Below are 13244 nucleotides of genomic sequence, written 5' to 3' on the forward strand. Positions count from 1 at the left end.
TCTCGCGCAGGCACCGTCAAAGGTCTGCCCGGCAGGCAGATCCACGTCGCGCCGGTGCCTGCGCACGCCCCCCGTAAAAGCTCACCTTTAGACGATTTCAGGCCGTATCGTCACCCGCTGCGGCATTCATCCCTGCCAGCGTCTCCGCCAGAAAATCCACACACACACGCACCTTCGCCGACGCCGCGACGCGTTCCGGATACACGGCCCAGATGTTCGCGGGCTGGATCGCGTCCGGCAGCACGCGACACAGTTCACCGCGCTCGATCAGCGGCGCGGCTTCCCAGATCGAGCGCAGCACGATCCCGCGGCCGGCCAGCGCCCATTGCACGGCCACCTCGCCGTGGTTCGTCGACAGCGCGCCGCCGACCTTCACCGTGACCGTTTCGCCGCGCACGTTCAACCGCCAGACGCCGAACGGATGGTCGCGCTCCTTGATTGCAAGACAGTCGTGCGACGCGAGATCCGCGAGCGAGCGCGGCATGCCGCGTCGTGCGAGATAGTCGGGCGACGCGCACAGCACGCGATGGTTCGCGGCGAGGCGGCGCGCGATCAGGTGATCGGCGATCTCGTCGCCGATGCGCACGTCGAGGTCGTAGCCTTCACCCGCGACGTCGACGAGCCGGTCGAACAGATCGAGCCGCACGTTCAGTTGCGGATAGCGCGCACTGAAGTCGAGCAGCGCCGGGGCGACCACGTGCCGGCCAAAGCCGAAGCTGCTCGAGATGCGCAGCGTGCCGCGCGGCACCGTGCGGGTGGTCGACACGTCCTCGACGAGATGATCGACGTCGTCGAGAATCTTCTCGGCGCGCGCGAACACGCGTTCGCCGGCTTCGGTGACGGTCACGCGGCGCGTCGAGCGATGCAGCAGCCGTGTGCCGAGCTGCGCCTCGAGCAACGCGATGCGTTTGCTGACGTAAGCGGGCGACACCGCGAGCTGCTCGGCGGCCGCGCTGAAGCTCGTCAGGCGGACGACCAGGCTGAACACGCGCAGGTCGTCGAGATTCGGCGATTTGTTCACGATTCGTGGAAAGTCGATTAACCTTTCCCGCGATTTTAATCCGGATGGAAATAAATAGAATGGCGTGACGGGCTGATGCCTCCCCGGCAGCCGGCCGACCAGACAAGGAGAGTTACATGACCGACAGGATCTACAGGATTGCCGTGATTCCCGGCGACGGCATCGGCCGCGAAGTGATGCCCGAGGGCCTGCGTGCGCTCGACGCCGTGACCGCGCGCTTCGGCATCCGCTTCGACTTCGTCGAGATCGACTGGGCGAGCTGCGACTACTACGCGCAGCACGGCAAGATGATGCCGGACGACTGGAAGGCGCAACTGTCGGGCATGGACGCGATCCTGTTCGGCGCGGTCGGCTGGCCCGCGACGGTGCCCGATCACATCTCGCTGTGGGGCTCGTTGCTGAAATTCCGCCGCGAATTCGACCAGTACATCAACCTGCGGCCCGCGCGCCTGTTCGACGGCGTGCCATCGCCGCTCGCGGGCCGCCGTGCGGGCGACATCGACTTCATGATCGTGCGCGAGAACACCGAGGGCGAATATTCGTCGGTCGGCGGCACGATGTTCGAAGGCACCGATCGGGAAGTCGTGATGCAGCAGTCGATCTTCACGCGGCATGGCACCGAGCGCGTGCTGAAATTCGCGTTCGAGCTGGCACAGCGGCGCGCGAAGCGCCTCACCGTCGCGACGAAGAGCAACGGCATCGCGATCAGCATGCCGTGGTGGGACGCACGCGCGGCCGAAATGGCCGAACGCTATCCCGAGATCGCCGTCGACAAGCAGCACATCGACATCCTGTGCGCGCGCTTCGTGTTGCAGCCGGATCGCTTCGACGTCGTCGTCGCGTCGAACCTGTTCGGCGACATCCTGTCGGATCTCGGGCCGGCCTGTACGGGCACGATCGGCATCGCGCCGTCGGCGAACCTGAACCCCGACCGCACGTTCCCGTCGCTGTTCGAACCCGTGCATGGGTCGGCACCCGACATCGCGGGGCAACACATCGCGAACCCGGTCGCGATGATCTGGTCGGCGGCGATGATGCTCGACTTCCTCGGCAACGGCGCGGGCCGCGAACGCGACGCGCATGACGCGATCGTCGCGGCGATCGAGGACGTGCTGCGCACCGGGCCGCATACGCGCGATCTCGGCGGCCAGGCGGGCACACAGGAAGTCGGTGAGGCGATCGCCGCGCGCATTGCGGGCTGAGAACCGGGGATCGCGCCCGGCGCTCGCGCCGGGCGGCACTTCATGAATCCGTCTGCGGTGAGCGACACGCGATGCGTTTGCGCACTCGTGCCAATGGATCCGGCGTGGATGCGGTGAAGTCGAGCGGTGAGCAGCATCGCACCGTAACGCGCACTGCTTGCACCGTCGCCCGTCGAAATCGATCCGATCGGTGAGTTGCACGTCACGCACGCCCACACCGATCGTCAATGCCTGACCGATGCAATCGGCGGGATGCATCACGCGGTGAAGCACACCGCTGCACGTCAACGTGCCCGCTTCACCCGCGCGATGTCGCGCCGAGCGGTTCGAAACACACAGTCCAACGCGACATTTCACTTCATCCCGAAAAATCTCACCTCAGCGTATCGGCTCCCGAATTTCCTCACCATTCAATCCGGGTGAGGCATTCGCCGCTGCGCTGCATCGACGCCAACCTCACAGCCCGAGATCGGACAGCCCCGGATGATCGTCCGGACGACGGCCGAGCGGCCAGTGATAGAGACGATCGGCCTCGCGAATCGGCAGATCATTGATGCTCGCATGACGATGCGCCATCAAACCGTTTTCGTCGAACTCCCAGTTCTCGTTGCCGTACGAGCGGAACCAGTTGCCCGCGTCGTCGTGCCATTCGTACGCGAAGCGCACCGCGATGCGATTGCCGTCGAACGCCCACAGTTCCTTGATCAGCCGGTAGTCGAGTTCGCGCGCCCACTTCCGCTGCAGCAGCGCGACGATCTCGTCGCGGCCCGTGACGAACTCCGCGCGATTGCGCCATCGGCTTTGCGGCGTATAGGCGAGCGACACGCGCTGCGGATCGCGCGTGTTCCACCCGTCCTCGGCGGCACGCACCTTCTGGCGCGCCGTTTCGAGCGTGAAGGGCGGAACGGGCGGACGGACTTCGGGGGATGCGGACATGGATTGCTCCTGTTCAGGGTTCTGGCCGCGCACGTACGCGGCCGGTTCGGATTCGCTGCGTCGGCTACCGCGATACGGTATCGAGCAGCAGTTCGGCTGTCGCGCGCGCATCGCGCGCGGCGCTTGCATCGCCACTGACGAGCGCCACGCCGATCGCGCCGTCGATCAGCACGAGCCATTGACGCGCGATGCGCGCAAGCCCGCGGCGCTCGATGCCCGTTTCGTCGGCATACGCGTCGACGCACTCGCGCACGAACGCCAGCAGGCGTGCCTTGTGCATGCGTGCGACGACGCGCACGGGATCGTCGGCATCGGGAATCTCGCCGGCCGCGTTCAGGAACGCACAGCCGTGAAAATCGGGCTGCCCGAACCAGTCGCGCAGTACGTCGAACATGCCGAGCAGCTGCGCGCGCGGCGTCTTGCCGCGTGCCAGCGTGGCGTCGACGAACCAGCGCATCCAGCGCGCGTCACGGCGTTCGAGCGCGGCGACGACCAGCGCCTCTTTCGATTCGAAATGCGAATAGAAGCTCTTTCGGGCCGCGCCGGATCGCTTGACGATTGCATCGACACCCGTTGCATGGATGCCGCCCGAATAGATCAGCGCTTCGGCCGCGTCGAGCAGCCGGTCGCGCACGCCCGGTTCGCCGGTGGAGTCGTGAAGTGTGTTCATGGGTTTACGGTAGAACGATCGTTCTCCATCGTCAACACCCATGTGAAAAAGCCCTGCCGGCGAGAGGGCCGAATCGCGTCCCGGCCCGCCGCGTTTACGACATTTTTTCTTGAAGCCAGGACGCGACGCTCACTACACTTCGGTCACCCTGTCTGGGCGAAAGGACATCATGCAGCGACCGGAATCCGCGCGCCCCGCGCGCGCCTATGCGGCTTATGCGAAGCGGCTCGACGGCCGCGTCGTCGTGCGGCGCTTCGATCCGCACAACGATTCGTACGACGTGCTGACCGCGCTGTTGCATCGCGCGTTCGCGCCGCTCGGCGCACTGGGCGTCAACTGCCCGGGTGTCGATCAACCGGCATCGGCGACGCGCGAACGCGTGCTGACCGGCGAATGCTTCGTCGCGCTTGGCAACGCCCATCTGGTCGCGACGATGACGATGCTGTCGCACGATCCCGATTCCCGTTGCGATCCGTATCGCAGCCGGCGCGTCGCAACACTCGGCCAACTGGCCGTCGATCCGGTCTGGCAGGATCGCGGCATCGGCCGCTCGCTGCTCGCGTTCGCGCAACGTCGGGCGGCCGCGCGCGGCGCGACGCATCTCGCGCTCGACGCGCCGTACGCGGCCGTCCGGCTCGTCGATTTCTATCGTCGCGAAGGTTTTCAGCCGGTCGACGTCGTGCGCTTTCCGGGACACAACTACGACAGCACGATCCTGTGCAAGGCCGTCAGCGTCGCGGACGGGCGCCTGCATGCGTACGACTCGACGCAGATCGACGTCGTGCGGCAAGCCGGTGCTGCGTCATGAAACACGATGCACCGAAGCACGATGGCGGCGACGATCGCACGCAGCTCGACGTCCGCCAGGCCCGCGTGCGTGCAGCGCTGCGGCTGCGCGGCGTGATGAAGCTGACGATCGTCGCGATCGCGGTTGCGCATGCGCTGACGTTCGCGTTCGAAGGCCTGCTGGTCACCGCCGGTTTCGCGCCGGATGCCGCGGCGGTGCTGCTGTTCCGTTTCGTGACGTGCGCGCTCGTCAGCTTCTGGCTGCAGGCGGATGCGTTGCGCGCGTACCGGTACGCGGCGCAACACGGGTTCGTCACGGTTCCCGGCACATCCGGCGAGCCGATCGACGTTGCGCCGCAGTGCCCGAAACGCTGGCTCGTCGTGTTGAATCTTCAGCTCGACCCGCGCGGATTGAATGGTGAGCCGATCAAGTAACGCGCTGCGCACCGGTCGATGCCATTGCATCGTGCGCGAGTATGAGTGAGTTGCAACGCGGCGCGCAGCTCACGGTTGATGTCCCGGTCCGACGCGACATCGCATGCGGCCGACAGCGAACGATCGCACGACGAGCGAAGCAGGGAATTACGCGGAAGAGGAGGCAGCAGGCGCCGAATCGCGTGACGGGAAGAAGCGGGGCGGCAGTCGACGGGTGAAGCGAACCTGCGATTGCAAGTCACCGATGCGAAATCGTGTTGCGATTCGGCGCGCAAACACAGCTCCCGAATAATCTCACCTCAAGCGCTGAATCGCGCATTCCGGTGGCGACGGCGAGCGTGAAAAAGAAAACGGGGCAGGCGGCAAACCTGCCGCGCTGCCCCGTTTCGACACGCGACTCAAACCGTCCAGTCGAGAATCACCTTGCCACTTTCGCCGGACAGCATCGCGGCAAAGCCTTGCTCGTAATCGTCGGCCGCGAAGCGATGCGTGATGATCGGCGACAGGTCGAGGCCGCTCTGCAGCATCGCGACCATCTTGTACCAGGTCTCGAACATCTCGCGGCCGTAGATACCCTTGATCTCGAGCCCCTTGAAGATCACCTGGTTCCAGTCGATCGCGGTTTGCGCGGGCGGGATGCCGAGCAGCGCAACCTTGCCGCCGTGGTTCATCGCCTCGAGCATGCTCGTGAACGCGCTCGGCACGCCGGACATCTCGAGACCGACGTCGAAGCCTTCGGTCATGTGCAGGTCGGACATCACGTCGCGCAGCGACTCGCGTGCAACGTTGACCGCACGCGTCGCGCCCATCTTGCGCGCGAGCTCCAGCCGGTAGTCGTTGATGTCGGTAATGACGACGTTGCGCGCGCCGACGTGCTTCGCGATCGCGACGGCCATGATGCCGATCGGGCCAGCGCCGGTAATCAGCACGTCTTCGCCGACGAGGTTGAACGACAGCGCCGTATGCGTCGCATTGCCGAACGGATCGAAGATCGACGCGAGATCGTCGGAGATCTCCGGCGGAATCTTGAACGCATTGAATGCTGGAATCGCCAGGTACTCGGCGAACGCGCCTTCGCGGTTCACGCCGACGCCGACCGTGTTGCGGCACAGATGCCGGCGCCCCGCGCGGCAGTTGCGGCAGAAACCGCACGTGATGTGCCCTTCGCCGGACACGCGATCGCCGATCGCGAAGCCGCGCACTTCCTGCCCCATCTCGACGATCTCGCCGACGTATTCATGACCGACGTGCATCGGCACGGGAATCGTCTTCTGCGCCCAGTCGTCCCACTTCCAGATATGGATGTCGGTGCCGCAGATCGCCGTGCGGCGGATCTTGATCAGCACGTCGTTGTGGCCGACTTCGGGACGCTTCACGCGCGTGAGCGTAAGGCCGGGGCCGCGCTCGAGCTTTGCCAGTGCTTTCATGGTCGCGCCTCCTTCAGATGATGCCGAGCGACTTGCCGACGCGCACGAACGCAGCGACCGTCTGGTCGATCTGCTCGGGCGTATGCGCGGCGCTCATCTGCGTACGGATGCGCGCGCGGCCGCGCGGCACGACGGGAAACGAGAAGCCGATCACGTAGACGCCTTCGGCGAGCAGCTTGTCGGCCATGTTCGTCGCGAGCTGCGCATCGCCGAGCATCACCGGGATGATCGGATGCGCGCCGGGCACGAGCGTGAAACCCGCTTCGGTCATCTGCTGGCGGAAACGCGCGCCGTTCTCGCGCACGCGCTCGCGCAGCTTCGCGCCTTCGTCGCTGCCGAGCAGTTCTAGCACCTTCAGCGATGCCGCCGCGATGCTCGGCGTGAGCGTATTCGAGAACAGGTACGGACGCGAGCGCTGGCGCAGCAGCTCGATCACCTCGCGACGCGCGGCGACGTAGCCGCCCGATGCGCCGCCGAGCGCCTTGCCGAGCGTGCCCGTGATGATGTCGACACGGCCTTCGACGCCGCAATGCTCGGGCGTGCCGCGGCCGTGCGTGCCGATGAAGCCGACCGCATGCGAATCGTCGACCATCACGAGCGCGCCGTAGCGATCGGCGAGATCGCAGATGCCTTTCAGGTCGGCGATGATGCCGTCCATCGAGAACACGCCGTCGGTCGCGATCAGCTTGTGGCGCGCGCCCGCCGCGTCGGCTTCCTTCAGCTTCGCCTCGAGGTCGGCCAGGTCGTTGTTCTTGTAGCGGAAACGCTTCGCCTTGCAGAGGCGGATGCCGTCGATGATGCTTGCGTGGTTCAGCTCGTCGCTGATGATCGCGTCGTTCTCGTCGAGCAACGTCTCGAACAGCCCGCCGTTCGCGTCGAAGCAGCTCGAATAGAGGATGCTGTCCTCGGTGCCGAGAAACGCGGCCAGTGCGCTTTCCAGTTGCTTGTGGACGGTTTGGGTGCCGCAGATGAAACGCACCGATGCCATGCCGAAGCCGTCCTGGTCGAGGCCGGCCTTCGCCGCATCGATCAGGCGCGAATCGTTCGCCAGACCCAGATAGTTGTTCGCGCAGAAATTGAGCACGCCGGCACCGCCGGCGAGCCGCACGGCCGCCGCCTGGGGACTCGCGATCTCGCGCTCGGTCTTGTAAAAACCGTCCGCGCGGATCTGGTCGAGCGTCCCGCGCACCTGGGCGAGAAAGGCATCACGCATCGCAAAGCTCCTGACAGGGATTCGCATTCCGCTGCGCACCGCTCGTGGCGGCGGCGCAACGGCCTGCTACTGTTATAGTCGGTCGTTCGGTTGACCGCATTTATCCGATATTCCGAACTAGAATTCGAAATATCGAACAACTCTAAGCGAACGGAATCCAAATGGCAAGTTCCTCCCGGTCGCGGCGCACGCCTGCCGACACCGCACCGCAACCGCCGGCCGCCACGCCGCCGCGTGTCGGCGAGCAGATCCAGCGGCTGCGCAACGAGCGCAAGCTGACGCTCGACGACCTGTCGCGCGCGGCCGGCGTATCGAAATCGATGCTCTCCGAGATCGAGCGCGACAAGGCCAACCCGACGATCGCCGTCGCGTGGCGGCTGACGAACGCGCTCGGCATCACGCTCGACGAACTGTTCTCGCAGCCAAAGGCGCCCGAGACGATCCGCGTGGACGGCCCGCACGACATCCCGACGCTCGCCGGCCACGACGGCCGGTACCAGCTGCGCGTATGGGGCCCGATCGACCTCGCCGGCAAGTTCGAGTGGTACGAACTGACACTGCCGGGCGGCGGCGCGCTGGTATCGAACGCACACGAACCCGGCACGCGCGAGCACCTCACCGTGCTGCAGGGCGCGATGGAAATCGAAGCGGCAGCGGCCAGCCGGCGCCTGAAGGTGGGCGACACCGCACGCTACCCGGCCGACGAGCCGCACGCGATCCGCAATCCCGGCAAGGCCGAGGCGCGGGCACTACTGATCGTGATCCATCGCTGACGGCGCGGATAGCTGGCCAAAAGGTCGATTGCAGGCCAGTTGCGGAAAACACTGTATGTTTGTACAGTATACGGACATTCCGCCATGCACGGGCCGGAGCCGGTGCACCGAGGCGCCCGCCCCGGTCGACAGGAGCCTGCAATGACAGAAGAACAAGATTTGGCCGCGCTCAGCTTCAAGGCTGCCGCGCACGATCTCGAGCTGATCGTCCGGCATATCGCCGGGCGCTACATCCGCCAGCGCGTGCCGCTGACGTGGCGCCTGCTGCACGCGATCGAAGCCGAGGCACTCGCCGATCTCGGCTTTGCCAGCCGGCACGAAGCCGGCATGCGTCAACTGTTCGAACGGCCGTCGGACATGACGTTTCCCGAAACGGACGATCCAATCGACTTCGGGCGCTCGAATGCGCTGCCCGCCGTCTTTTCGTTCGCGGTTCTCGCGTATGAAGCCGCGGCAACGTCGCACGACACGGCGCCGCGCGAGCGCGCTCCCCGTCAGTCCAAGGCGTGGGGCGACTGATGGCCAGGCCCCGGCCGCAACGCACGGCGGCCGGTCCAGTCTCCTGCTGCTCGACATGTTGCGGAAAGGGTTACCATATACGCAACTAACGGAATAAACACCATGTCCCCTTCCGCCTCTCCCGACACCGCTGCGCGCCCGGAAGAAAAGGATCTGTTCGACCGCGGCGCATCCGACTGGATCGTGTCGCCCGAAGCCGCGTTCGACGCCTGGCTTGCAATGCAGGACTATCGCCGCTCGTCGGCCGATGTCTATCGCGCGCAATGGGGCGCGTTTCTCGCGTGGATGCGTGCACATCAGAAGAATCTGGCAACGGTCGACACGGCAACCATCGCAAACTTCGTCGGCGAGTTGCCGATCAAGAAAACCCAGCGCATGCGCTATCTGCGACTGATCGAGCGTGTGCTCGACCACATCCGGCGCACCGAATACGCATCGACCAATCCGGCGCGCTTCATTGCTCAGGATGGCGAAGCGAACTGGCGGAAGGCACGCGACAACGAGCCCACCGGTTTTCTCACGCCGGCCGAGCGCGCGACGTTGCTCGCCTATCTGTTTTCACCGATCGGCGTATCGGGGTCTGCTTACTGGAAAGAGCGGCGCGATCGCGCGCTCGTCGCCGCATTTCTCGGTGCCGGCATCAAAACCGGCGAAGCGCGCGCACTCACGATTAGTTGCATCAATACGAGCGGCACGTCGCTGCAGATCGAGTCGACGCATCCGGATTACGCGCGAGAAACCCATCTCGCATCGTTTGCGATCGCGCTGCTCGAAGCATGGCTCACCGAGCGCAAACGCCAGGAGATTCCGGGAGAACTCGTATTCCCCGCATCGCATGCCGGACGGCCGATGCACAAGGCGACGATGCTGCGCGCCATCGACGCGATCGTCGAATCGGCCGGGCTCACATCGTCGCGCACCGCACGCGCGAGCCCGCAGACGCTGCGCAATACCTATGCGGCCGAACTGTTCGAACACGACGTGCCGTCCGAGCGGGTCGGCAAATGGCTCGGCTTCATGCGGCCGGTCTCGTCGAACCGCCTGCATCGCGCATGGAAAAACTGGCGCGACAGGCTGGCCGACAACAACGGTGACGCAACGGACAGCGACGAAACTCACTGATCGGGAAATGGCTGCTCACGCGAAACGATCCGTGAGTGGCCTTGCGTGGCGCAGCCTCACCGTTTCACAGCTCCCGAAAAACCTCACCTCAAGCGTCCCGGATCGTCTCACCTGTGCGGTACCGCCGGCCTTCGGGTCAGCTATGGGCAAACCGCGCGACGGCTTCCAACCGGGACGGCCATGCGCCCGAAGCGTGCTCGCACTCGGGGCACGCCACCTCGAAACCCTCGTCACCATGTGACAGCTCCGGTTCGCCATCGCAATGCGGGCACTGCGTCGGCGCCGGAATCTCCTGATCGAGCGAGGTGCCGATCGCGGCGTACGCTTCCGCATCCAGTTGCCCGGCATCGGCCAGGCGCCGGATCAACGCGGCGATTTCCGGATTCATGCCTCGGCTCGCACGCAACGAATTCACGTCGCGCGTCGCGCGGTCCAGCTCATCGCTTTGGGTGCGCAGCTGTTCTTCCAGCCGATCCGCGCGGGCTTTGGCCGAGCTCAGTTGCTGCAGGAAATCGAATTCCTTGCGCTGAACGTCGCGCAAACCGCTCTGGTAAGTCGACGCCATGCTGCGCAGCGAGTCCAGCTCGACCAGCATCGGCTTTACGCGGCGTTCGGCTTCGGCCACCGCATCCTTGATTTGTTGCGCGTAGTGTTCGGTACGCTGCTGCAATTCGGCCTGCAGCGCATCGATGCGATCGCGCAGCGCAGCGTTCTGCGCCTGTTCGGCGTCGATGCGCGTGGCCGCCACGGCCAGTTCCTTTTCCAGTCGCGCGACTGTGGTGAGCAACGTTGCCTCGCTTGCCGAACCGTGAGTCGTCTGCGACGCGAGCTGCACCTCGAGTTCCGTCACACGGGCCTGCAACTGCTCGTTTCGGGTTTCACCACGAGCGAGCGCGCCTTCGAGCGTTTCCTGGCGGACAGTTGCGTCGCGCAACCGTTGTTCGGCGTCAGCCACATCGGCGCGAACCTGCTCGCGGTCGCCATCGAGGCTGTCCCGCGCCGCTTTCAATGCTTCTTCATACAGTGCGCCGAGTAACGCTCCGGCCTTTTCCTCGACCGCCTTCGGAATGGCTGCACCGTCGAGCCTGATCTTGGACGCGGAACGGATGCGTTCCCAGAAATGGTCGATGTCTTTCGGAATATCGCTGGCACTGCCGGTCTGGGTGAGATCGCGGACGTTGGCGGCCGACGGCCGGATGCCGAGATCGAAGAACAAGCGCTTGCATGCATGCAGCGACAATTCCTGACGCCGGGCGCCGCTGGCACGCAGCGATTCCAGTTCTTCCCGAATGACTTGACGCATTTCGTCCAGGGTCATGACCGTGCTCGCAGACATTGAATTGTGGCAATCATAACGAAATACGTATTTATTGATACTTGTTTCGTGCTGACGTTGTGAATTTACGTCGTTTCGCACAGAAATCGGATCTGTGAGCCTATCTGGTTGACGATGGCTAACGATTCCGTGAAACAAAGCGAAGAAAGTTAGCCAAGTCCTTGTAGCACAAGCATTTTCCTGCGGACCCCGAATTTCGGCATTTGTTTCACATGACAGCGGATCCGGTTGCCTGTGGGTGTTCAGGGGTTGGGGTGTCTGTGGAAAACTCGTGAGCCAATGTCTTGAGAGTATTAGAAGTAAACACCCTTGAACCCTTAGTTAAAAACGTTAACGCCACGGCACAGCCTTATGTAGCAAGGCTTTCCGGGAGCCAAGGTGAAGTTTTACGGGAGCCAAGGTGATCTTCTGCGGGAGCTGAAGTGATGGGGTTCGGGGAGCTGCGTGAGCCGTTGCAGGAAAGGTCGTGAGCGGATTCGGGATCACAGTGAAACACGAGATTTCCCAAAGGTGAGGCTTTTCGGGGCCGCACAGCCACAGAACCCGCGCAGTGCCTGACTGCACAGTTTTCTGCCTGTGCAGACATAGGTGAGAATTTGCGGGACCTGCTTCGCGCCCCGTTTCTGCCCATCTTTTGGGCAGATTTGGCGAAAGGTGAGGTTTCACGGGACTCCACGGGATTTTGCTGTGAGGATTTCCGGGAAACGAACGTTATTTTGCACAGCAAAAGTGCTCTCGGGGGCCTGTGGTGCACCAAAGGTGAGGTTTTTCGGGAGGGAAATCCGGGTTTTCCTGCCCCGATCCCGTTAAGGTGAGGTTTTTCGGGACATGGATCACAGGCTGTGACCTGACCCATTGGTGAGGTTTTTCGGGAACGGTATTTGCTGAAAAAATGGTCACAGGTGAGGCTTTTCGGGACCCTTGACCGGCCAGATTCGCCGAAAAGCCCACCAGGACTGGAAGAAATCTCGTTTTTGCTGTGCCACTCTTTGGCACAGGTGAGATTTTTCGGGGGCTGACATACGGTTGTCGTATGAAGGATTGAGCCCGAAAGGTGAGGTTTTTCGGGGGATCCCTGCGATGCACAGCCAAATGCCTTTTGTGCATAAGTATCGGAAGGGATTGAGATTTTTGATACCGGAGCGGTTACGGTGAGGTTTTTCGGGAGCCCTTCTTGTGCCCGCTGCTGTGCCGCATTTTTCCTTCAGGGTGAGTGTTTTCGGGAGGCGCCGGCAGTCGATCCCGCGTGTGTCGGGCGTTTGTCGGCATTCGAACGAATGAACATGCTGTGCTCAAGGTGAGCATTTTCGGGACCCGGCGCGATTGGCGCGCTGTACAATGCGCGCCCGGGCCGATCAAACAGGCCCGATCGGGCCGGGCAGGCCGGTTTCGACGGCGCTTTTCCAGGCGCCGGATCCGGATTCGACATTCCGGCGAGCCGTGCCTGTACATGCATACAGGCCGATGCGAGGTGATCGGGAAGGTGCGGCGAGGTGCAATCGCAACCCTGTGCGAAACCCACGGTTGCGCAGTCGCAAAATTACGACAATTCGAAAGGTGAGCCGATACGGGAGCGAAATTCGCACGTGTCGTGCACAGGTGAAATTCTGTGAATCGGCGCATCCCGCGGCACGTCTGGAAGAGTCCGAAACGCTGCAACGGCGGACCGGTGAGCGTTTTCGGGAGCGGTTGGGGTGAGTGCCGTTTTGCCGGTGCGCTTCACCGGCTATGGTGAGCATGTCGTTCTGGACGCACATCACCGCAGGCGCTATCCTTCCGGGAAACTTCACCTCCGACCCGACGT

12 protein-coding genes are annotated in these 13244 nt (G+C 63.9%); 6 read left to right on the top strand and 6 right to left on the bottom strand.

The window, feature by feature from the left end; all coding sequences use genetic code 11:
• Positions 1-97: 97 nt before the first annotated feature.
• Complete coding sequence (locus tag ACWMMN_RS32125) at positions 98-1021, bottom strand: LysR substrate-binding domain-containing protein (protein ID WP_174991726.1); 924 nt, start codon at positions 1019-1021, stop codon at positions 98-100.
• Positions 1022-1137: 116 nt separating this feature from the next.
• Between ACWMMN_RS32125 and ACWMMN_RS32130 the strand changes: the two genes are divergently transcribed.
• Entirely contained in the window at positions 1138-2223 is a 1086-nt protein-coding gene (locus ACWMMN_RS32130; protein ID WP_486423672.1) for a tartrate dehydrogenase, read from the top strand.
• Between the two features lie 456 nt (positions 2224-2679).
• Here the strand turns inward: ACWMMN_RS32130 and ACWMMN_RS32135 are convergent, their stop codons facing one another.
• Positions 2680-3159: a nuclear transport factor 2 family protein gene (locus ACWMMN_RS32135; RefSeq protein ID WP_050013484.1), complete on the bottom strand. Its 480-nt coding sequence runs from the start codon at positions 3157-3159 to the stop codon at positions 2680-2682.
• A gap of 64 nt (positions 3160-3223) precedes the next feature.
• Positions 3224-3829: a TetR/AcrR family transcriptional regulator gene (locus ACWMMN_RS32140; protein ID WP_059238278.1), complete on the bottom strand. Its 606-nt coding sequence runs from the start codon at positions 3827-3829 to the stop codon at positions 3224-3226.
• A 169-nt stretch (positions 3830-3998) separates the two neighbouring features.
• On the opposite strand from ACWMMN_RS32140, the gene ACWMMN_RS32145 reads away from it, so the two are divergent.
• The gene (locus ACWMMN_RS32145) at positions 3999-4637 is read left to right on the top strand and encodes a GNAT family N-acetyltransferase (protein WP_486423673.1); all 639 of its coding nucleotides are present in this window, start codon (positions 3999-4001) and stop codon (positions 4635-4637) included.
• Positions 4634-5050, top strand: coding sequence for a hypothetical protein (locus ACWMMN_RS32150; protein ID WP_059238282.1), 417 nt, complete (start codon positions 4634-4636; stop codon positions 5048-5050). The genes ACWMMN_RS32145 and ACWMMN_RS32150 overlap by 4 nt, the downstream gene beginning before the upstream one ends.
• A gap of 398 nt (positions 5051-5448) precedes the next feature.
• Here the strand turns inward: ACWMMN_RS32150 and tdh are convergent, their stop codons facing one another.
• Both tdh and ACWMMN_RS32160 read right to left on the bottom strand, forming a co-directional pair.
• Entirely contained in the window at positions 5449-6477 is a 1029-nt protein-coding gene (gene tdh, locus ACWMMN_RS32155; RefSeq protein WP_059238284.1) for an L-threonine 3-dehydrogenase, read from the bottom strand.
• 13 nt (positions 6478-6490) lie between these two features.
• Entirely contained in the window at positions 6491-7690 is a 1200-nt protein-coding gene (locus ACWMMN_RS32160; protein ID WP_059238286.1) for a glycine C-acetyltransferase, read from the bottom strand.
• 161 nt (positions 7691-7851) lie between these two features.
• Between ACWMMN_RS32160 and ACWMMN_RS32165 the strand changes: the two genes are divergently transcribed.
• From ACWMMN_RS32165 to ACWMMN_RS32175, 3 genes are all read left to right on the top strand, one after another.
• Positions 7852-8463 (top strand): helix-turn-helix domain-containing protein, encoded by a 612-nt coding sequence (locus tag ACWMMN_RS32165; RefSeq protein ID WP_059238288.1) that lies wholly within the window; start codon positions 7852-7854, stop codon positions 8461-8463.
• A 141-nt stretch (positions 8464-8604) separates the two neighbouring features.
• On the top strand, positions 8605-8982 hold the full coding sequence (locus ACWMMN_RS32170; RefSeq protein ID WP_059238290.1) for a DUF2471 family protein: 378 nt from the start codon (positions 8605-8607) through the stop codon (positions 8980-8982).
• A 102-nt stretch (positions 8983-9084) separates the two neighbouring features.
• Positions 9085-10104, top strand: a complete 1020-nt coding sequence (locus ACWMMN_RS32175) for a tyrosine-type recombinase/integrase (RefSeq protein WP_486423674.1) — start codon at positions 9085-9087, stop codon at positions 10102-10104.
• Positions 10105-10240: 136 nt separating this feature from the next.
• On the opposite strand, the gene ACWMMN_RS32180 is transcribed toward ACWMMN_RS32175, so the two are convergent.
• Positions 10241-11422: a DNA-binding protein gene (locus ACWMMN_RS32180; protein WP_340625550.1), complete on the bottom strand. Its 1182-nt coding sequence runs from the start codon at positions 11420-11422 to the stop codon at positions 10241-10243.
• Between the last annotated feature and the right edge of the window lie 1822 nt (positions 11423-13244).

This window comes from Burkholderia cepacia complex sp. TUM26381, assembly GCF_057439935.1.